Annotated in this window: 19 protein-coding genes; 7 read left to right on the plus strand and 12 right to left on the minus strand. The window is 39.3% G+C overall.

The window, feature by feature from the left end; all coding sequences use genetic code 11:
* The first annotated feature begins 69 nt into the window (after positions 1 to 69).
* The gene (locus tag CYP05_RS10285; RefSeq protein WP_223230228.1) at positions 70 to 2,313 is read left to right on the plus strand and encodes a molybdopterin oxidoreductase family protein; all 2,244 of its coding nucleotides are present in this window, start codon (positions 70 to 72) and stop codon (positions 2,311 to 2,313) included.
* A 441-nt stretch (positions 2,314 to 2,754) separates the two neighbouring features.
* On the opposite strand, the gene CYP05_RS07670 is transcribed toward CYP05_RS10285, so the two are convergent.
* From CYP05_RS07670 to CYP05_RS07710, 9 genes are all read right to left on the minus strand, one after another.
* Entirely contained in the window at positions 2,755 to 2,997 is a 243-nt protein-coding gene (locus CYP05_RS07670; RefSeq protein ID WP_103642511.1) for a helix-hairpin-helix domain-containing protein, read from the minus strand.
* Positions 2,998 to 3,199: 202 nt separating this feature from the next.
* A complete protein-coding gene (gene pyrF / locus CYP05_RS07675) occupies positions 3,200 to 3,880 on the minus strand; it encodes an orotidine-5'-phosphate decarboxylase (protein ID WP_103642512.1) in 681 nt (226 codons plus the stop codon).
* Entirely contained in the window at positions 3,877 to 4,272 is a 396-nt protein-coding gene (gene nusB / locus CYP05_RS07680; protein ID WP_004317696.1) for a transcription antitermination factor NusB, read from the minus strand. The genes pyrF and nusB overlap by 4 nt, the downstream gene beginning before the upstream one ends.
* A gap of 1 nt (position 4,273) precedes the next feature.
* Complete coding sequence (gene ribH / locus CYP05_RS07685; RefSeq protein WP_021084559.1) at positions 4,274 to 4,744, minus strand: 6,7-dimethyl-8-ribityllumazine synthase; 471 nt, start codon at positions 4,742 to 4,744, stop codon at positions 4,274 to 4,276.
* Between the two features lie 60 nt (positions 4,745 to 4,804).
* The gene (locus CYP05_RS07690; protein WP_004317710.1) at positions 4,805 to 5,128 is read right to left on the minus strand and encodes a DMT family transporter; all 324 of its coding nucleotides are present in this window, start codon (positions 5,126 to 5,128) and stop codon (positions 4,805 to 4,807) included.
* Positions 5,125 to 5,454 (minus strand): DMT family transporter, encoded by a 330-nt coding sequence (locus CYP05_RS07695; protein WP_103642513.1) that lies wholly within the window; start codon positions 5,452 to 5,454, stop codon positions 5,125 to 5,127. The genes CYP05_RS07690 and CYP05_RS07695 overlap by 4 nt, the downstream gene beginning before the upstream one ends.
* On the minus strand, positions 5,444 to 6,250 hold the full coding sequence (gene kdsA, locus CYP05_RS07700; RefSeq protein WP_103642514.1) for a 3-deoxy-8-phosphooctulonate synthase: 807 nt from the start codon (positions 6,248 to 6,250) through the stop codon (positions 5,444 to 5,446). The genes CYP05_RS07695 and kdsA overlap by 11 nt, the downstream gene beginning before the upstream one ends.
* 16 nt (positions 6,251 to 6,266) lie before the next feature.
* Positions 6,267 to 7,310, minus strand: coding sequence for a hypothetical protein (locus tag CYP05_RS07705; RefSeq protein WP_103642515.1), 1,044 nt, complete (start codon positions 7,308 to 7,310; stop codon positions 6,267 to 6,269).
* 9 nt (positions 7,311 to 7,319) lie between these two features.
* On the minus strand, positions 7,320 to 8,210 hold the full coding sequence (locus tag CYP05_RS07710) for a DMT family transporter (RefSeq protein ID WP_103642516.1): 891 nt from the start codon (positions 8,208 to 8,210) through the stop codon (positions 7,320 to 7,322).
* Between the two features lie 152 nt (positions 8,211 to 8,362).
* Between CYP05_RS07710 and der the strand changes: the two genes are divergently transcribed.
* The 4 genes from der to CYP05_RS07730 all read left to right on the plus strand — a co-directional run bounded on the left by der (position 8,363) and on the right by CYP05_RS07730 (position 12,212).
* A complete protein-coding gene (gene der, locus CYP05_RS07715; RefSeq protein WP_103642517.1) occupies positions 8,363 to 9,751 on the plus strand; it encodes a ribosome biogenesis GTPase Der in 1,389 nt (462 codons plus the stop codon).
* A complete protein-coding gene (locus CYP05_RS07720; RefSeq protein WP_103642518.1) occupies positions 9,732 to 10,253 on the plus strand; it encodes a shikimate kinase in 522 nt (173 codons plus the stop codon). Before der ends, CYP05_RS07720 begins: the two co-directional genes overlap by 20 nt.
* Positions 10,254 to 10,797: 544 nt before the next feature.
* The gene (gene trpS, locus CYP05_RS07725; RefSeq protein ID WP_103642519.1) at positions 10,798 to 11,763 is read left to right on the plus strand and encodes a tryptophan--tRNA ligase; all 966 of its coding nucleotides are present in this window, start codon (positions 10,798 to 10,800) and stop codon (positions 11,761 to 11,763) included.
* Between the two features lie 8 nt (positions 11,764 to 11,771).
* Positions 11,772 to 12,212 carry a copper resistance protein CopD gene (locus tag CYP05_RS07730; RefSeq protein ID WP_103642520.1) on the plus strand — a complete coding sequence of 147 codons (441 nt, stop codon included), beginning with the start codon at positions 11,772 to 11,774 and terminating at the stop codon, positions 12,210 to 12,212.
* A gap of 26 nt (positions 12,213 to 12,238) precedes the next feature.
* Here the strand turns inward: CYP05_RS07730 and CYP05_RS07735 are convergent, their stop codons facing one another.
* The 3 genes from CYP05_RS07735 to CYP05_RS07745 are packed head-to-tail and all read right to left on the minus strand — an operon-like array spanning position 12,239 to position 16,872.
* Positions 12,239 to 14,995 carry a type III restriction-modification system endonuclease gene (locus tag CYP05_RS07735; protein ID WP_103642521.1) on the minus strand — a complete coding sequence of 919 codons (2,757 nt, stop codon included), beginning with the start codon at positions 14,993 to 14,995 and terminating at the stop codon, positions 12,239 to 12,241.
* 1 nt (position 14,996) lies between these two features.
* Complete coding sequence (locus CYP05_RS10000) at positions 14,997 to 15,419, minus strand: hypothetical protein (protein ID WP_181001196.1); 423 nt, start codon at positions 15,417 to 15,419, stop codon at positions 14,997 to 14,999.
* Positions 15,420 to 15,444: 25 nt separating this feature from the next.
* A complete protein-coding gene (locus tag CYP05_RS07745; RefSeq protein ID WP_103642522.1) occupies positions 15,445 to 16,872 on the minus strand; it encodes a site-specific DNA-methyltransferase in 1,428 nt (475 codons plus the stop codon).
* Positions 16,873 to 16,951: 79 nt separating this feature from the next.
* Between CYP05_RS07745 and serS the strand changes: the two genes are divergently transcribed.
* Together serS and CYP05_RS07755 are read left to right on the plus strand one after the other, a co-directional pair.
* On the plus strand, positions 16,952 to 18,196 hold the full coding sequence (gene serS / locus CYP05_RS07750; protein ID WP_103642523.1) for a serine--tRNA ligase: 1,245 nt from the start codon (positions 16,952 to 16,954) through the stop codon (positions 18,194 to 18,196).
* A complete protein-coding gene (locus CYP05_RS07755; protein WP_103642524.1) occupies positions 18,196 to 20,562 on the plus strand; it encodes a tetratricopeptide repeat protein in 2,367 nt (788 codons plus the stop codon). Before serS ends, CYP05_RS07755 begins: the two co-directional genes overlap by 1 nt.
* Positions 20,563 to 20,573: the final 11 nt, after the last annotated feature.

Here is a 20,573-nt window from a genome sequence, read left to right on the forward strand (position 1 = left end):
TAGGAGATGGTTTAAAGAAACAGGTATATAATAACCGAGTTATTAGAAATATTACTTGAAAGGAAATCTATGCAAAAGATTGTTCAAACAACCTGTCCGTATTGCGGAACTGGTTGCGGCATAGACCTTATCGTAGAAAACGGTAGGATAGTCGATGCAAAGCCGACTGAGAACCACCATGTAAATGATGGCGAGTTGTGCTTAAAAGGTATGTTTGGTTGGGAATTTGTAAATTCTCCAAAACGTTTAACTAAACCAATGATGAGAAAACTAAACGGAGAGTTTAACAAAGAGGGCAAACTTGAAGAGGTTAGCTTTGAAGAGGTTTATGAATTTTTAGGAAAGACTTTTAAAAATAGCGTTGAAAAATATGGTCCAAGCTCTATCATGGGCTTTAGTTCAGCTCGTTCAAACAACGAAGACAACTATGTATTTCAAAAATTCTTTCGTGCTTTAGGAAGTAACAACGTAGATCACTGCGCTCGTCTTTGACACGCTCCAACAGTGGCAGGTCTTGCCAGCACCCTTGGAAACGGAACGATGACAAATGATCTTGTTGAATTTGCGACTGATACAGATGTATTTTTACTAATAGGCACAAACACAAGCGAATGCCACCCTATCATCGCTATGCAGATGCAAAGAGGTTTAGAGCGTGGTGCAAAAATGATCGTTGTGGATCCAAAACGCACCGATATGGCTAAAAAAGCCGATATATTCTTGCAAATTCCAGTTGGCTCAAACATCAAAACACTAAACACAATGATGAACGTCATCATCTCTGAAAATTTACAAGATACAGAATTTATCGAAAAATATGCAGAGGGTTTTGAGTATCTAAAAGAAGCCGTAAAAGACTTCACTCCTGAGAGATTTGAGCGTGAGACTGGTGTCAAAAAAGAGCTTATCACTGAGGCTGCTAGGATGTATGCAAAAGCTGGCAGTGCTGCTATTTGCTACACTATGGGTATCACTCAGTTTAGCGACGGCACATCAAATGTATTCTCGCTTTCAAATTTAGCGATCCTAACAGGAAATTTAGGTAAAAAAGGCGCTGGAGTAAATCCACTTCGTGGACAAAACAACGTTCAAGGCTCATGCGATATGGGCGCACTACCTAACGTCATCCCAGCAGGTGCAGTAAATAGCGCTTACGCACAAGAGCAAGCTCGCAAAGTTTGGCACTTCGAGCTTAATCCAGTGCCTGGCTTTAAACTAACATATGCACCTGATAAGATGGATAGCGGCGAGCTAAAAGTGCTTTATGTTTACGGCGAAAACCCTGTTATGAGTGACCCTTGGACAGAGCACTTTGTGCATGCTACGCACCACCTAGACTGCTTTATCGTGCAAGATCTATTCTTCACTGAAAGTGCTCAAAAGGCCGATGTCGTCTTACCTGCAGCTGGTTGGGGCGAGAAAGATGGAACATTTATCAACACATCTCGCCGCGTTCAAAGAACTAGAAAAGCAAGCGAACCAGTAGGTGGCGTAGAGCCTGACTGGAAAGTAGTTTGTAACATCGCAAAAGCTATGGGACTTGAAGGATTTGACTTCTTAAGTGCAGAAGAGGTTTGGGACGAGCTTAGAAAACTAATGCCTAAATTCTTTGGCGGTATCAGCTACTATAGACTTGAAAAACTAGGTGGCATCAGCTGGCCATGCCCTGATGAAGATCACCCAGGCACACCTGATCTTTATACTGATCACAAATCAATGCTACCTGATGGTAAATTCCGCCTAGCTCCAGTGCTTTATGCTGATGATAAAGATAAGCGTGCGAGCATGGAGGCTGAATTTAAAGCCAAAATGCATATACCTGATGGCTATCCAGTAGGCTCAGGTGCGATGAGCGAAGTGCCAGATGAGGTCTATCCTTGCTTATTTACAACAGGTAGAAAAGTCTATCACTACCACACAGGTACGATGACTAGAGAGTGTCCACCGCTAGAGTATGGTGCTGGTATCGAAGGTCCGCTAATCGAAGTAAGCCCTGATATCGCAAGAGAAAGAGAGCTAGAAGATGGCTGCTATGCAATGGTAGAGAATAAACGTGGCAGGATCGCAGCTAAACTTCGCGTAAATCCTGACCTTAGAGAAAGTACGATATTTACGACTTTCCACTATAGTGAGGCTGACGGTAACGAGCTTGCAAACGCACAAGACCACGACCCACTCTCAGGTATCACACCTCTTAAGATCACTATAGCTAACATAAAAAGGTTAAGCGAAGAGGAGTATATAGCATTTAGACAACAAAACGAGATGTCTATGCACTCTGAAAAACCTTATCTTTCACCTGTTAGATCATAATCTCAAGGGCGCAATGCCCTTGAATCATACAATTTCATAGAAATATTTTCTCTTATCGTCTGCATTTAAGCTTCAACTATAAAAGTTCTTCTTTGATCAAAAAATTACTTATAATGTGTATATATTTTGTATTTCTAACACTAATAAATATGACGAATATCCGCTTTTACAAAAAAAATGAATTAAAAAATCAAAAAATTTTAAAACAACTATAAATTTGTTTATAAGATCAAGAACAAATAAATTTTTCAAAACTAAAGCATAAAAACGACTAGAAAAATTTAAGTAAAAAAAGCATATCTAAACCTATATTTTAAATTTTAAAAAGCAAATTTTTGGCTCCGTTTTTTCGCGGCAAAAAGTGTGCTTGTTTTCTGCAAAGACCTGCACTATTTAAATTTAATAGATCAAATTTAAAAACTAGCGCTAAAAATTTAAAATTTAATCCTTCCAAAGCCACCATTTTAGCTTGGCTTTATCTGGGTGCGGAGTGTTTGCGTAATAACAAACCATGCGGTAAACGTAGAGGATGCACCTATCGTTGCCTCGCCCAAGCGCCTTTGTGCGTTCAAACATCTCCTCAGGGTCCGCGCCCTTTAGCGAAGCGATATCCTTGTAGCCCAGCGCCAGCAAATCAGCCTGCGTCGCCTCGCCGACATAGGGGATTTTCTTAAAATCGCTCAAAATTTACCTCAAATTTCTTTTAAATTCCGCCAAGCTCACCGTAATTAAATTTTATTCGCGCGTTGTAAAGCTCGCTAAGTTTCATCTTGCTACTACGCTAAGTCGCTATCCAAGCTTCTGGCGAGGTGGTTTAATTAAATTTTCTTACGCGAAAAGCCATGCTTAAAATGATTTTAGATCAAATTTTATGCAAGCTAGTGCGCTAAATTTGCTCCAAAATGCGTTCGCAAATTTCTCTTGGGTTTGCGTTTTCGTAGATCGGCCTGCCAACGACGATAAAGTCGCTGCCCTCTTGCTTTGCGCTAACTAAATTTGCAACCCTCTTTTGATCGCCCGCACTCTCGCCAAAAGGCCTAACTCCAGGGCAAAGCGTGATGAAATTTTGATTTGTCACGTCTTTTATGAGCTTGCTTTCGAAGACCGAGCAGACCATACCGTCAAGCCCTGCTTCAAAGCTCATCTGGCTAAATTTCCTAACCGAGCGAGAAATAGTATCGTTATAAACCGCTTCAAATTCGCTCTCGCTAAAGCTAGTAAGTGCTGATACAGCAAGCACTAAAGGGCGATTTTGCAGCGCATTAAGACGCTCCATAACGGTCTTCATCGCTCGCTCGCCAGCGCTTGCATGCAAATTTATCATATCCACGCCTATCTTTGAGACGACCTCAGCGGCGTCTGCCATGGTGTTTGGGATATCGTAAAGCTTTAGATCAAGGAAGATTTTAAACTTCCCTGCCCCTTTTAGCTCCTCTATAAATTTAGCTCCGTCTCTAAGGTAGCTTCTAAGCCCCACTTTTAGCCAAAGATCAAGCCCTTTTAACTCACGCACGAGGGCTAAATTTTCATCCTTGCTAGCCATGTCAAGAGCGACACAGAGCCTCATAGATCGCCCTTTATCTTATCTAGCACACCGTTTATAAATTTTGGCGCCTGATCGCTTCCAAGCTCCTTTGCAAGCTCGATCGCCTCGTTTATGATGACGGCTTTATCGGTCTGGCTAAATTTCATCTCATAAAGCCCAAGTCTAAGGATAGCAAGCTCAGTTGCGCCAACCTTGCTAAAGTCGCCATCTTTTAGGTGTGGTTTTAAAATTTCATCTAGTTTTTCTTTATTTGCAAGCACCTCTTTAAAGGTCTGTTGCGCCTCGTTTTTGCGCTCATTTCTTATCTTTTTCTCTTCTAAAAATTCCTCTTCAAACTCCGCAGTTACGGGGTTTATCTCGTTTGAGTAAAGTAGCGAAACGATGGCTTGTCTCACTTGATGACGTGTGGCCATTTTACTCTCCTAGCTTTTTGTATAAATTTAGCATCTCTATAACGCCCGTCATCGCTTCAAAGCCTTTGTTTCCAGCCTTGCTGCCAGCTCGCTCTATCGCTTGCTCGATGTTATCTACCGTTAGCACGCCAAATGTGACTGGTTTTGCGTATTTTAGCGTCACGTTTGCGATGCCTTTGGTGGTCTCAGCGCTTACATAGTCAAAGTGTGGCGTTGCGCCTCTTATCACCGCTCCCACGCAGCAAACCGCGTCAAATTTACCGCTTGCAAGCACCTTTTCAAGCGCCATAGGTATCTCAAATGCGCCAGGAACTAGTACTAAAGTTAAATTTTTCTCGTCGCCGCCGTGACGTAAAAATGCATCTTTTGCGCCCTCTACCAAGCGGTCTGTGATAATGTGGTTAAACCTTGCGTTTATGATCGCTATCTTTTCGTTGCCTTTTAGGGCTAAATTTCCCTCGATTATTTTCATCTTTTCTCCTTTATTTTTTATGCAAGTTTAGCAAAAGCTTGTTTAAAAATAGACCCTTCGTCAAACTATCTTTAGCATGATGACGCTAAAGATGATGAGCGCTAAAAACAAGGCTTTTTTAAAATTTATCTTCTCACCTTCAAAAACTACGCCTACCACGACTGCTCCGATCGCTCCGATGCCTGTCCAGATCGCATACGCCACCGACATAGCGATAGTTTGCATAGCATAGCTAAGTAGCGTTAGAGAAAGGGCGAAATTTCCAAGCAAAAGGATGAAATTTGCCCATTTTTTTACACCTGTGCTTTTTGAAAATTTCGTGATAAAAAAGACGCCAGAAACCTCGCAACATCCAGCTAGTAAAAGCGCTAAAAAGTGGATCATTCTTTTATGCCTTTTAGTCCAAACACGCCTAAAATGAGCGTCGCTATAAAAAATAGCCTAATGAAATTTGGCAAAGCCCCACTTGCTACGTAGTCGCTAACGATCTCAGCTATGACGATAAAAGCTGTTCCAAAGCCCACAAATACAGCATAAGAGATGCTTACTGGCAGATACTTTAAAGCTTTCATAAACGAGACAAAACTTATACTTACAAGCAGTGTCGTAAGCAAAAATTCACTTAAATTTGATGCGTGCTTTAGCCCATACGCCCAGCCACACTCGGCCACCGCGCCAAGAAATATCCACAAAAAGCCCTTAGTTTGCATCGCCTAGAGCGTCTTTTATCTTAAAAATTTGAGCGATATTTGCATCAAGCTCGTCTAAATTTAGCATATTTGGCCCGTCACATAGTGCTTCGCAAGGATTTATATGCGTCTCATAGAAAAATCCATCCACCCCAACGCTAGCTGCCGCTCTTGCAAGATACGGCACAAATCTAGCGTCGCCACCGCTCTTTTCACCAAGTGCGCTAGGCATTTGCACGCTGTGAGTAGCGTCGAAAATGACTGGCGCAAACTCTCTCATCAGCACCAAATTTCTCATATCTACGACTAAATTTCCATAGCCAAAGGTGCTTCCACGCTCCGTTAGCCACACGCCGTTTTTCTTTGCGACCTCGTATCCATCGCCACTCACACCCCTTGTCTCAAGCACCTTTTTAACAGAGTGCTTCATCGCAGACGCCGCTAAAAACTGCCCTTTTTTGATATTTACGACCGCTTTTGTCTTTGCAGCTGCCACGAGCAGATCAGTCTGGCGGCACAAAAATGCTGGAATTTGCAGCACGTCCGCAACCTCGCCTACAGGTGCTGCCTGATAGCTCTCGTGGATATCGGTTAAAATTTTAAAGCCAAATTCTTTTTTTACATCAGCTAAAATTTCGCAGCCTTTTTCGAGTCCAGGCCCGCGAAACGAGCTAATGCTCGTGCGATTTGCCTTGTCAAAGCTTGATTTGAAATAAAAATCTATCCGCTTATCTTCGTTAAATTTAACTAGCCTTTTTGCCACTTCAAAAACTAGCTCCTTGCTCTCGATGGCACAAGGCCCTGCTATTAATATCATTTTTTCTCCTAAAATTTTATTTAAATTTATTGATCCACTCTATCAAATACGGTCTGTCATTGTTCGACGGATTTTCATACCATTCTTTACAAAGTTTATAATATATGCCGTTTATAAGTATCGGATCGGCATAATAACGAGCTTTATCATACTCTGCGTTCGCCATTACAAGCGCAGGATAATTTAATCCGAGATTATATTTGCTATATCTTTCATTTTGCAGCCTGCTTATCTCGTCTGCGTCCACTTCGCCGCTGGCTAAAATTTTTCTCATGACAAATCTTGCTATTTGTCCAACTTGTAGCTCTGCGTATTCATCTTGATTGTTTTTATTATCAATATATTCTTTAGAAAATTGATAATCGTGTGCAACTATTTTGCGTTTTTCTATTTCTTGTTTTTCTGTGCCTTTTAACTCTTTTTTGTCAAATAAAGTTAGCATCTGATAGGAACGCATAAAAAGCTCTGACGTATCGGCCACATTACCACTTACTTCTAAAATTGGTTTTAATACGGAATTTAAAAAGTCATCATTAGCAATCATTCTAAAATCAAATTCCAATCCCATTTCAAGCATCATCTCATTTAGATCAATAAAGCAAGGTTGCAGAGCATATAAAATTTGTTTGTTTATTTTTGGAGACGCAAAAATAATATTGGCTTTTTTAACACCAAAATATCCATAAATACACATAGCTGCTCTTGTGCATTTTTTTACAACTCTAGCCACTGTTTCATCAAGCCCACCATAATTTAGCCCAGACTCATGAAAAGCAACATCAACTGCGTAAATTTCACTAACTCCATCTCTCACGCAAACGCCAAGCGCATCACACTCTGCTTGTTGCAAAAGTTGTTTTAATGAGGTATTTTGTTTATAAATTTTATATCCGTATTTACTAGAAAAAAGCTCATCTGTTTTTGACATTATATTTTCTAACTCGTCTGAAAATTTTATCTCCCATTTTGGAGAAATTTTCCAGTTGGTTTGCACTATTTGGCACTCTTTAACATGGCGAAGCCAAGAATAAAATAAAGATTCTCCGATTTCTATTTTCATAGCATTGTCCTATTTTTCTCTCACAACTAAAATTCCACTCACCACAATAAGCACAATGCCCATAAGCGCTAGGTGATTTGGCAACGCATCGCCCATAAAATAGCCAATTATCAGCGTAAAGATGACGTCAGCGTAGCTAACCGCAGCGATCACGCCAGCTTTTTTGCCAACCGCAAATGCCTTTGTCATAAACGCCTGAAAATAGTAACCGCTAAGTCCCATTAGCAAGATAAAAACAACGTTATTCCAGTTTGGCATGCTAAATTTTGAAAACAAAAAATCAAGTGGCTCGTAGGTAAAAAACTCCGCCAGCCCCATACAAATAAGCGGCAAAAACGAACCCCAAAGCATGAAGCTTAGCACAATAATATTTGTGCCGTAGCTCTTGTTTAGCTCCTTGACACTCGTGTAGGCAATAGCCGCTCCAAGACCGCTCCAAATGCCGATGATATCGGTTTTATTGATACCTAAATTTGGCTGGATAACAAGCAAAATTCCGCCAAATCCCAAAAAGACAGCAAACCAGCCAAGCGAACTTAGCCGCTCTTTAAACACGATAGCTGCAAGAATGGCTGTAAAGATTGGGTTTGTCTTTTGAAATGTAAAGGCTGTGGCTAAATTTACGTGCGCGACGTTATAAAAAAAGGCAAAAAGTGCCACCGTGCCCACAAAACCGCGAAACATTAGCAAGAAAAAGTGCCCGCCAGTTTGTTTAAATGGAAATTTATAGATGGCGTAGATGACGATGAAAAGTCCGATCAAATTTCTAAAAAAAACAACTTCGATAGAAGGCATATCTTTGCTCAGATACTTCGCAAATGCGCCAGTCACGGCAAACATAAAGCAAGCAAAGAGCATGTAAAAAATGCCAAGATGTGAAATATAAAACCTTTTGAACATCGCAAAACCTCTAAATTTAAAGCACTCATTTTAATAAAAAGTGGCTTAAATTTTGGTTGATTTTTTCTTTTATTTCGGCGCTTTTAAGCGTAATTTTATACTTTATATAAGAGAAAAATTTGTATAATCAGCCATCATAAAAAGGACAAAATTTGCAAAAAGTAATATTAGTAGGCAAGCCAAATGTCGGCAAAAGCTCACTTTTTAACCGCTTAGCAAGAAGACGCATCGCCATAACAAGCGACGTTAGCGGCACTACAAGAGATACAAATAAAGCTAAGATCGAAGTTGAGGGCAAAGAGTGTATACTAATCGACAGCGGCGGGCTTGATGATAGCAGCGAGCTTTTTAAAAATGTAAAAGCAAAGACCTTAGCAGAGGCTAAAAACTCAGACGTTATCCTCTACATGGTCGATGGCAAAATGATGCCAGATGACGAAGATAGAGCCATTTTTTACGAGCTTAGCAAGCTAAATTTACCAATCGCTCTAGTCATCAACAAAATCGACAGCAAAAAAGACGAGCAAAGAGAGTGGGAATTTGTAAGTTTTGGCGCAAAAAACTCGTTTGGCATTTCAGTAAGCCACAACACCGGCGTCGATGAGCTTAGCATGTGGCTAGCAAAGCACTTAGAAGCAAAAGTGCAGATAAAGGCCGATACGAGCGATGATTTTGATGATTTTTTAGAAAACTATAACGACGAGGGCGAGCTAAGCGACGAGATAGACTATGAGAGCAAAAACATAAGAGTTGGCATCATAGGCCGCGTAAATGTCGGCAAAAGCTCACTTCTAAACGCCCTTGTAAAAGAGAGTCGCGCCGTTGTTAGCGATGTGGCAGGCACTACGATCGACCCAGTCAATGAAATTTACGAGCATGATGGCAGAATTTTTGAGTTTGTCGATACTGCTGGCATCAGAAAGCGTGGCAAGATCGAGGGCATCGAGAGATACGCACTAAATAGAACTGAGAAAATTTTAGAAGAGACAGACGTAGCGCTACTTGTACTTGATAGCTCTGAGCCACTAACTGAGCTTGATGAGCGCATAGCTGGCATCGCCTCGAAATTTGAGCTTGGCGTCATCATCGTGCTAAACAAATGGGACAAAAGCAGCGAAGAATTTGACGAGCTTTGCAAGGAGATAAAAGATAGGTTTAAATTTCTCTCATACGCGCCGATCATCAGTGTTTCGGCACTTGGCGGCAAGAGAGTGCATAAAATTTACCCGCTCATAGTTGAAATTTACAAAAACTACACCCAAAAAATCCAAACTTCAAAGCTAAATGAAGTGATCGGCGAAGCGACCAAGGCGCACCCACTGCCACGAGATAAAGGCAGGGTCGTGAAAATTTACTACGCAGTGCAGTTTAAAACCGCACCTATCATGATAGCGCTCATAATGAACCGCCCAAAATGCCTGCACTTTAGCTACAAGCGCTACCTGACAAACAAGCTTAGAGAGAGCTTTAGTCTAGCTGGCGTGCCTATCGTGCTAATCCCTAAAAAACGTGGAGAGAGTGATGAAGACAAAGAACAATAATATCGTTTTGATAGGGTTTATGGGCGTTGGTAAGGGCACAACCGCAAGAGCGCTAAGCAAGGCGCTAAAGACGATGAACCTTGACTGCGACGACTTGCTAGAGAGCTCACAAAATATGAAGATAAAGGCTATCTTTGATGAATTTGGCGAAGAGCATTTTAGGCAGCTTGAAAAAGATCTGGCTAAATTTTTAGCCACAAATGTCAAAAATGCGATCATCTCGACAGGTGGGGGCTTTGCAAAGGTTAAAAATTTAAACAAAATAGGTACCGTGATCTATCTAAAAGCAAGCTTTGATGCGATCATGCAAAGGCTAAAAAATAGCAAAAATAGCGAGAAAAAACTCGCCAAACGCCCACTTTTAAGCGACCTAAAAAAGGCCGAGGCGCTTCATCTGGAGCGAGAGAAACTCTATGAAAAAAAGGCTGATTATATCATTGAAGTGGAGGGCAAAACTCCAAAGCAGATCGTAAAAGAGATAAGGATACTTTTAAAAGTTTAGTTGCAAAGTGGCGTGGGCTGCTTGCAACGATAAATTTCAAGATCAGGCTAGATGGCTGTCTGGCGTGATGTTGTAATTTGTGATGTTTGAGCCAAATTTAATGTTTTGTAGTGAGAAATTTTGGCAAAATTTTGAGATAAATTTGCTTTACTTTGATAGAGCGCTAAAGCGACAAATGTTGTGTAGTTAAATTTTAATCAAGACTAGGCATTTAGCCTGCAAGCTAAATTTTAAGATCAAGCTAGACGCATAAAGTCTAACGTGATGTTAAAATTTAAACGTTTTGGCGAAGAATTTTTTGTTTAGGCGAGGCGAAATTTTGTTTTTAAGTGAGGCTAGCAAGCTAAATTTTAAGATTAGACTAGATAAAAATATCTACCCTGATGTTAAAATTTAAACGTTTTGGCAAAGTGTTTTGAGATGAATTTAAATGTTGTGCAGTCAAATTTTAATCAAGACTAGGCATTTAGCCTGTCGATGATTAAAATTTACAAACTCATTTAAAGGCGCTCAAAAAAACGAAGCCAAAATTTGAAAGGATAAGATGAGAGTATTAACCGGCCTCCAACCCTCCGGCAAACTACACCTTGGCAACTATTTTGCCTCGATAAAACAGATGGTTGATATGCAAGAAAAAAACGAGATGTTTATGTTTATAGCAAACTACCACGCGATGACCAGCCTTAGCGACGGCAAGGCACTAAAGCAAAACACATTTGATGCTGCGTGTGCCTTTTTGGCGCTTGGGATCGACCCAAACAAGAGCATTTTCTGGGTGCAAAGTGACGTCAAAGACGTGCTTGAGCTTTACTGGGTGCTAAGCCAGCATACGCCTATAGGGCTACTTGAGCGCGCGCACAGCTACAAAGACAAGGTCGCAAAGGGGCTTAGCTCACACCACGGACTCTTTAGCTATCCGGTTTTGATGGCGGCTGATATCTTGCTTTATAACGCGCAGGTCGTACCTGTGGGCAAAGACCAGATCCAGCACGTAGAGATCGCGCGCGATATCGCGATCAAATTTAACAACGAACACGGCGAGATTTTCACTCTGCCTGAGGCAAAGATCAATGAAAACGTCGCTACCGTGCCTGGCACAAATGGCGAAAAGATGAGCAAAAGCTACGGCAATACGATCGATATCTTCGCAGACGCCAAGACGCTTAAAAAGCAAATTTCAAGCATCGTGACTGATGGCACGCCGCTTGAAGAGCCAAAGCAGTGGCAAAACTGCAACGTCTATAACATCGCAAAGCTTTTTTTAGATGAGAGCGGACAGCGCGACTTGCAGGCTAGATATGAGCGTGGAGGAGAAGGTCACGGACACTTTAAAGCCTATCTAAACGAGCTTGTTTGGGACTATTTTAAAGATGCAAGAGAGAAATTTGAATACTATCAAAATAACCATGGCGAGGTGGCTAAAATTTTAGATCTAGGCGCTAAAAAAGCTCAAAATGTGGCTCACGAAACGATAAAAAAAGTGCGTGAAGCGGTTGGAATTTACAGATAAGGAAAAATATGCAAAATTTATACCCCTACGCGCAGATAATTCACCTTTTTTGTGCGATCATTTTTGTTGGTTATCTATTTTTTGATGTGATTATCTTAAGAGCAGCGAGCAAAAAGATGCCGCCAGAGCTTGCGCAAAAGACAAAGCAAGCCATCGGCTCGGTAGCTGTTAGGATCATGCCTATTTGTCTGCTACTTTTAGTTTTAACTGGTGGCATGATGATGAGTAACTGGGTTGGCAGCAAGGCTGGAGGCTACTTTGAGACAAATTTACAGATCGCTTTTATGATCAAATTTTGCTTAGCGATGGTGATCGTAGCTGCGGTGATAGTAAATTTAAGCTGCAAATTTATATTTAAGCGCCCTAGCCCACTTGGCAACATCCACCCTATCGCACTTACGCTTGCGGCGATAATCGTCCTGCTTGCAAAAGTTATGTTTATGGTTTAAATTTAGAGGCTATTTTTGCCTCTAAATCATAAAGACTTTTTTATAACTTCTAAGATTTTTTCATTTTCAAATTGCGTTTCAAATTTCACGTCAAATCCGCTACAACTAAAAAGCTCTTGCGCATGCTTAATCTTTTGCTTTTCGCTTAGCGCAAGTTCACTTTTAGGTTTATTTTTTGTTTCTATGATGAAATTTAGTCTGCTTTTACCATCTTTTTTATTTATTATGTAAGCAAAATCTGGCGAATACGTACCACCACCTGCTACTGGGATTTTTATCGAATTCTTTGGGAGTTTTGTAAAGACAACTACTTCTGAGATCTCCTCAATAATATTTTCTTTCTCAAGTTCTGAGTCATAAAATATCTCATCAAACAAATACTCTTTTGCTGACTCGCCTTTAATGCTTTGCACCCCAAGATCTTTAGGACTTACGTCTTTTACATCTCCTTTTTCATCAGTAAATTTTGTTGGATGCACGCTACTTTCTACTTTTTTATAAGAGATGCTAAATTTGCTTATCGCATTCTCTAGCAAATAGCGATTAAATTCATTTTTTAAGATATATATCGTAGATAAATTTAAATAATTTTTTATATCTACATCTTTACATTTTTCAAATGCAATATGCAATGTATCTAATCTCACACATATCACATCGCTTAATTTCACTAAAAATTCTTTATAAGTCAGTGTATTTATAGGCTCTATTTTATCTTCTACGCTACTTATATTTACGACGCTCATACCGCCTTTTGTAGCATTTACGCCAAACCTCTGCACCTCAAGCCCACTTGGCTTAAATATATCTTTTCTATCAGATAAAAAATCACTAAAAATTGTGCCAAATTCGCTTTCATCTTTTATCATATATTCTAAGATCGCTCGCTCGTTTAGCCTCTCCCAAAGCTCTTTTAGCTCATTAAACTTAGCAGGTCTTATCTTTATACCTTTTTTCTTGTCTTCGACGTTTCTTATCTTTTGCGATAAATTTCCGTTTCGTAGCGGATAAATCTCTTTAAATTTTTCATATCCACCTTCTAAAAATTTATTACTTCTGTTAATAGCACATTCTTCATCAAGCCTTTTTAAAATTTCATCTTTACTTATGCTAAATTTCAAAGCTACAAGCCTTATCATATCTTCAGTAAGTTCTTTTTTATTTATCTCAGTTTCAACACTTTCATTTATCTCGTTTATCAAGCTATTTGCAAAGTCCTTTTCTTTAAAATCAACAATGTAGTTAAGCATAAATTTATCATCTTTTACACGAGCCATATACTCATTTACAGGCAGTCTTAGCCCACGCCCTACTTCTTGTAGCTTACTTGTATTTGAGCCACTACTTCTTAGTTTGCAGATCGTAAAAACATTTGGATTATCCCAGCCTTCACGTAAAGTCCATTTTGAAAATATAAAACGTCTTGTGTTGTCTAAACTAAGCAAACTCTCTTTATCGTGCAAAATTTCATCTATCTCTTTTTGTATCTTCTCGTCTTTATCATCATTATCTTTTGAAAAGTATCCACTATGAGTTAAAGAGAGATCATCAAGCGATTTTTTTAAATAATCTTTATAAAATCCAGGCTCTTCTTCTTTATAAATTTGCTCCATTTTTGATTTTATAAGGTCTTCAAATTCAGCTCTAAATTCTCCTTTTTTCTCGCGGTAGCTATCTATATCATTTATAAAAAATAGTGCAAGTGGTTTTATACGAGGAGATCTCTTCATCAGCTCACGCTCATTTTTAAAGTGCGCATCTACAGCGACTCCTAACATCTTTTGTTGAAGTGTTTGCGAGTAGCTAAAAGGGTTTATTTCATCCCCTCTTTTCATCTCTAAGCCGTTATTTAATAACACGATTTTTGTATTTAGCTTTTCTATCTTGATGCCACTTAAATTTTTATCTATTAACTCCAGATCATCACCCTTACCAAGATTATAAAACTTACTTTTTCTATCAGCTTTACGCTCAAGTCTAGCGATCGCCGAGCTAGTAGATACCAGCCTTACACTTACATCAGCTGCCTCGTCAAATTTAGCTACATAAACCTCTACGCCTTTTACTAGATCCGCATTAAAAGCATCAAGTGCATTTAACTCATAAATTTTATTTTCAAACTCTTTAAAAGTAGCGCCGTATCTAAATGTAAGTTGAGCGTTAAATTTCTTCAAATTTCCCCACGTTTTATTTTCTTTATCAAATTTATGCGGTTCGTCTATTATCAAAATAGGCCTTGTATATGAGATAGCTTTAAAAGGATTTGATATCTCATCAAAAAGAGTTACGTCAAATTCTTTTTGCAGCGTTTGAGAGTTTATCATGCCTTGATTTATCACAAGCACGTGTATTGCACCATTTTCACTAGCTCTTGCATACTCGCTTATCGCACTTGGCATACGCTCTTTTTTATCGTTTTGCTTTGCACTCTCGACTAGATAAATTTTGATATTTTTAGAATAAATATCTCTAAAATGCTCTCTAGTCGCCTCCGAGTTTAAAAAGCTCATCGTTCCAGCTTTTATAGAAAGTGTCGGCACTGCGATTATAAATTTAAAAACGCCTGCAATTTTATTTAGCTCAAACATCATTTTTGTAAATGTATATGTTTTGCCAGTACCAGTTTGCATACAGATGTCAAAAACCTTATTTTTACTTTCTATTAGAGGATTTTGCTCCGCGTTTATTGCCTTTTTTATATCACATCCAACCAAAGCATCCATAACCGCATTTATTGCTTCATTTTGATGAGGCAAGTCTTTTTCGTAATTAAATCCAGCCATTTTAATGCCTTACAATTAAGCTTATTTGCAAATTCTTTTTATTTGCATAATTTTTAATAGCTTCGTCTAACTCACGCCATCTCGTACTTTCAAAACTAGGCTCGTAAATTACTATTTTCTCAGGTGCAAATTCTTTATCGCTATCTATTTTCTCAACCAAAGCTTTTAAATTTTTACCATTAAAATTTTCATTTATAAGATATAGCTTTTTCTGTGCATAATACGCCTCATATCCTCCCAAATCTACTCTTTTTAGCTCATCTGTTAGTTTTATGCCATCATAAGCTGCAAATGTAGTTAAAAGTGCTATTAAATCATCTTTTGAAAGCTCATTTTTTGGAAATAAATTCAGCTCTTTTGTATCAGGGTCACCGTCTAAATACCTATCTAAGTATGATTTTAAAAGTGGAACGGTCGAAAAGATTTTAAATTTAAGCCGCGCATCGTCTTCAGAGAGAGAGAGAGAGAGAGAGAGAGAGAGATTGCGCTGCGCGCAAGATACGCTCTTTTGTTATGTCAAAGATAGTTGGATTTTTACTTTTTAGCTCATTTTTACAAAAATCATAAGCTACTTTACTATTTCTTTCATCTATCTTTTCATCAAGCTGAACTAATATAAATTTTCGGTTACCGCCGTCTTCTAAATTTTGAGCCATTACAGCATGAGCGGTCGTGCCGGAACCGGCAAAGAAGTCTAGAATTACATCATTTTGATTGGTGGCAATGTGAATAAATCTTTGTAAAAGCTTTATTGGTTTTGGAGTATCAAAGACATCTCGGTTGAAAAGATTTTTTATTTCTGATTTAGCTGTTGTAATTGAGCCAAAGTCGGTTAGAATACTAGATTGAACACTTGTATTTTTATCGTAATCCCTTTCATATATTTTTAATCTAGGAACATTGTCGCCTTTAAAATATAAAGGAACACACCCACTAGTCCAATCTTCATAAGTAAATTTCCAATTTCTTTTACATTTTTTGCCAGTTGGTAATTCAATATCAAAGAAATTTATTTTTGATTTTTGATCAGGACTAGCTGCATTAGAACTAAACCAAGGACCATTTGGGTCATTGTCTGGATTGCTAAATTCCATATTGTTTTCAAGTCTATTAAAAGCCAACTTTTCTTTATTTTTTGAATAGATTAATATAAATTCATGTTCCTTTCTTATAAGTTTTGATTGTTTCAAAACACTAGAAACGGAATTCCAAGTCAAATTAGCCACAAAATTCTCTTCCCCAAAAATTTCATCGCATAAAATTTTAAGCTGTGCTTGTTCATTGTCGTCAATGCTTATAAATATCACGCCATCATCGCGAAGTAGCTCCCTAGCGATATAAAGACGCGGATAGATAAAACTTAACCACGCAGAGTGTGAATTTGAACCTTTTGCAGTAAATTCAAGCACACGTTTGGCTTCTTCTTGTGAGATACCAGCTAGACTAGAGAGTTCATCAATACTAAATTTTCTATCATCTTTATACACAAATCCATCACTGCCTGTATTGTAAGGTGGATCGATGTAGATCATCTTAATACTTTCAAAATAAGCATTTTTAAAATGTTTTAATACTTCGAGGTTATCACCCTTTATGAGTAAATTTTGTGCATTTTCGTTTTTAGAATTATGATCGATATCTGGCATTAAAAGCGTTTTGGGATTTAAATTCGCCATTAATCTCGCATAAGATTTGCCTAAAAATTTTAACTCAAAGCCCTCTTTTTTGATATTTTCTACACCTAAAATTTGACTTAACGTTTCAATATCAAATTTACCACTTTTATCAAAGCATTGTGGAAAATTTTGTTTTAAAATAGCCAACTGCTTGCTATTTGCTGTAATATTTTTATTATCAAAAATATCTTGTGCCTGCATCATGCCTCCTTTAAGTTTTAGTCAAAATTATACTAATATTCGCTAAAATGTGCCCTAAATTCAATAAGGATAAGAAGCAATGATAAATTTAAAACTACTTGAGACAAACTACGATGAATTCGTAAAAAAACTAGAGGGTAAAAACGTTAAAGCTAGCTTGCTAGACGAGCTTTTACACACTTTTAACGAGCTAAAGCAAAAGCGCAAAGCGCTTGAAAATTTCCAAGCGATCCAAAACGCAAAGAGCAAGGAGCTTGGCGTAAAGGCAAGGGCTGGCGAAGATGTGAGCGAGCTTAAGGGCGAGTTAAATTTAAACAAAGCTGCCCTTGCCGAGGCTGATGAGATCGTTAAACAATATGAAGAAAAGCTTGAGCAAATTTCATTTAGCGTGCCAAATATCACCGACGATGACGTGCCATTTGGCAAGGACGAGGACGATAATGTCTGTATAAAAACGGTGCTTGAGCCAACTAAATTTGACTTTACGCCAAAGGAGCACTGGGAGCTAGGTGAGAGCCTTGGCTGGCTTGACTTTGAAAGAGGCGCAAAGCTCTCAGGATCGCGCTTTACCGTGCTTCGCGGCATGGGAGCAAGGCTTAGTAGAACGCTTGTTAATTATATGATCGACTTTAACAGCGCGCGTGGCTTTGAGCTTGTAAATGTCCCTTATCTAGTAAGCTCAAACACACTTTTTGGCACCGGTCAGCTGCCTAAATTTGAAGAGGATCTTTACAAGGTGCGCGACGAGGATCTCTACCTCATCCCAACTAGCGAAGTACCTGTGACAAATTTATACAATGACACCATCATTGAAGCCGAGCAGTTACCTATAAAGATGACTTGCTACTCAGCATGCTTCCGCCAAGAAGCAGGCTCAGCAGGACGTGACACAAGGGGTATGATCCGCCAGCACCAGTTTGAAAAGGTCGAGCTTGTAAGCATCACAAAACCTGATCAAAGCGAGGGCGTGCTTGCTGAGATGATATCTTGCGCGAGTGACTTGCTAACTAGCCTTGGTTTGCCTCACCGCCACATGCTTCTTTGCAGCGGCGATCTAGGCTTTAGCGCGGCAAAGACGGTGGATCTTGAGGTCTGGCTGCCAGGTCAAGGCAAATACCGCGAGATAAGCTCTATCTCTAACACTCGTGACTTTCAAGCAAGACGCGCGAAAATTCGCTTTAAAGATGGCAAGAAAAATATGCTTGTAAATACCCTAAATGGCTCAAGTCTGGCAGTTGGCAGGACGCTAATAGCGATAATGGAGAACTACCAAAAAGCTGATGGCACTATCGAAATTCCAGAAGTTCTTAAAAGGTATATGTAGTGGCTGATGACGAGGTTGTAGTTCTAAAACCACCTGGCGAGCAAGCAGAGCAAGCGCCTGAAGAGGCAAAGACAGAGGCTCCTGAAGAGATCGTCTCGCTTGAGAGTATCGCAAATGATGGCGTGCTGCAAGATGAGAGTATCCCAGAGCCAATACCTGTAAAAAAGAGCAAGAAAAAGCTCTTTATCATCATCGGCGCGGCTGCTTTGGTGCTTATCATCTTGATCGCTGTTTTGCTAATCGTCTTGCTAAAAAAAGATAAAAAAGAGGAGATAGATACTACAGCTATCGTAAAAAATATAGAAAACAACTACCAAACGCAAAATTTTGGCGCTTCAAAGATCGATGAGATGATAAACAAGGCCAACCAGCTCTATGAGCGTGGCAATAAATTTGAAGCGTTAAAAATTTATGAAAACATAGCTGTTTATAACCAGTCACTTTCAAACTACAACCTCGGCGTTTCGCAGATGAAACAAGAAAAATGCGACGAGGCGATCATCTCGTTTAACAAAGCGATAACTGACCGCGAAAACACAGCAGTTAGCGCCATAAACGCCGCTGTTTGCTCACTTGAGCTAAATAACACCAAAAATTTCAACTACTACATAGGGCTTGCGGACTCCTTTTTGCAGTATGAAAACAGCTCGCCACTTTACAGCTACTACTATGCGCTGGTTAATTATTACAAGGGTAATTACTATGAGGCACTACAAGCTCTCTCGCACCCTAGCACAGAGGACTATAAGGGCGAGTATGCCTACTTGAGTGCGAAAATTTTATCGCTTCTTGGCGATGATGAGAGAGCCATAGCTAAGCTTGAAGGGCAAAAGGCGTTTAAGGCTGACTTTACGCTAGCACAGCTCTACGCAAGGCTTGGCAAATACGACAAGGCAAGGGACTATCTAACAAAGGCTTCTAAAAATACGCCAAATATCGATCTTATCAAGATGACTGAGGCGCTAATCGATCTAAAGACTGCTGATTATGGCGATGCGGCAGCATTTATTAAAGATGTTTATGACTACAACGCCTCGATGCCAAGTAAAATTTACAAGATAAAAACTATACTAAAGCCAGACCTTTTTGACGTCAGTCTAGCTCAGGCGCACTTTAGCGACGATATGTTTTTTGATAGAACAAGGCGCTATGAGACGCTATTTTACTTCGCACCTTACAAGGTCTTTGACGCAAAACAGAGCATCGAGCAGATAAGAAAAGGTGGTGTTAGCGTCTTTCTAGATGACACCTCAGCGGCAAATGACTACCTTAGCCAAAGTGCCGCCGCCTCAAAGGTCAATGCCAAACTTAGCGAAGCCATCGCAAAGGCACTTAACTACCGCTTAAAAGAGGCAAACAAGGACTTTGAAGAGCTTGCCAAAGCCTATCCAAACCACTCGATCTTGCAGTATAACCTAGCTCTAAGCTACGCTCAGCTTGGAAATTTTAGCCTTGCAGCAAAGCACTTTATAGCAAGCTACCATCAAGATGTAAATAACCACCTCTCTGGCATTTTTGGCGCGATCTGCATGGATATAAATAGAAATTTAAATCCAAAACTAGTTGAAGAGATCGGAGAAAATTTAGAAAAAGACAAGAGCCTAAAGCCTGTAAATTTATACGCCTCACTTTTAAGCCTAGTTAGCGGCAACCAAAGTGCGATGATAAGATGGCTTGAAGAGCCAAAAGAGCCTACGACGCTAAATTTAGCCTTTGATATCATCATCGCTAAAATCTCAAACAACGATGAACTAATGTCAAAAAAGGCTGATGAGCTTATGAAAATCTTGCCAAACGACATCATCGCAAATATCTTAAATTTCATCTCTAAAAACAAAGATCAAAATGTCAAAGAGTATGCAAAAGCGATACAAATTTACTTCATCGATAAAAATCTCGATTCAAACGCCTTCTACCACGGCGCTGACATCATCAAAAAGCAATACATCAAACTGCTTCAGATCTCAGGCCTGCTAACAAGGGAGCGCGATAAGCTAAGAGCCCAGCTAAAAGAGGCTCCAAAAAATATAAATTTGATCCAAACTCTAGCCTACGTGGATATCTTTACAAACGACTTTGACGAGAGCTATAAGCTTTATAATGAGATTATAGATGAGTTTAAGATAAATGACGCTGGAACGCTCTTTTTAGCCTCTGTGGCGGCCACTGGAGCAAACAAAATAACAAACGCGATCGCACTTTTGGAGCTTACAAAGCTAAATGATCCAAGCGCTGTTGAAAACAGAGCCGCTCTTGGCTTTATGTACCAGCAAATCGATAACATAAAAGCAGCTCTTATACAATACAGCAAAGTAGGAAACGTAGGATATAACAACGAATTTTATGATTTTATGATAGATAACTAGAAAATTTAAAG

The sequence above is a fragment of the Campylobacter concisus genome (assembly GCF_002913545.1).
In the GTDB taxonomy this organism is placed as follows: Bacteria; Campylobacterota; Campylobacteria; order Campylobacterales; family Campylobacteraceae; genus Campylobacter_A; species Campylobacter_A concisus_AV.

Coding starts and splice junctions, on each gene's coding strand:
- CYP05_RS07705 (WP_103642515.1), bottom strand. CDS start 7,310: ATGAAAATAGAAATCGGAGAATCTTTATTTTATTCTTGGCTTCGCCAT.
- trpS (WP_103642519.1), top strand. CDS start 10,798: ATGAGAGTATTAACCGGCCTCCAACCCTCCGGCAAACTACACCTTGGC.
- CYP05_RS07720 (WP_103642518.1), top strand. CDS start 9,732: ATGAAGACAAAGAACAATAATATCGTTTTGATAGGGTTTATGGGCGTT.
- pyrF (WP_103642512.1), bottom strand. CDS start 3,880: ATGAGGCTCTGTGTCGCTCTTGACATGGCTAGCAAGGATGAAAATTTA.
- ribH (WP_021084559.1), bottom strand. CDS start 4,744: ATGAAAATAATCGAGGGAAATTTAGCCCTAAAAGGCAACGAAAAGATA.
- nusB (WP_004317696.1), bottom strand. CDS start 4,272: ATGGCCACACGTCATCAAGTGAGACAAGCCATCGTTTCGCTACTTTAC.
- CYP05_RS07735 (WP_103642521.1), bottom strand. CDS start 14,995: ATGGCTGGATTTAATTACGAAAAAGACTTGCCTCATCAAAATGAAGCA.
- CYP05_RS07710 (WP_103642516.1), bottom strand. CDS start 8,210: ATGTTCAAAAGGTTTTATATTTCACATCTTGGCATTTTTTACATGCTC.
- serS (WP_103642523.1), top strand. CDS start 16,952: ATGATAAATTTAAAACTACTTGAGACAAACTACGATGAATTCGTAAAA.
- kdsA (WP_103642514.1), bottom strand. CDS start 6,250: ATGATATTAATAGCAGGGCCTTGTGCCATCGAGAGCAAGGAGCTAGTT.
- CYP05_RS07745 (WP_103642522.1), bottom strand. CDS start 16,872: ATGCAGGCACAAGATATTTTTGATAATAAAAATATTACAGCAAATAGC.
- CYP05_RS07690 (WP_004317710.1), bottom strand. CDS start 5,128: ATGATCCACTTTTTAGCGCTTTTACTAGCTGGATGTTGCGAGGTTTCT.
- CYP05_RS07730 (WP_103642520.1), top strand. CDS start 11,772: ATGCAAAATTTATACCCCTACGCGCAGATAATTCACCTTTTTTGTGCG.
- CYP05_RS07695 (WP_103642513.1), bottom strand. CDS start 5,454: ATGCAAACTAAGGGCTTTTTGTGGATATTTCTTGGCGCGGTGGCCGAG.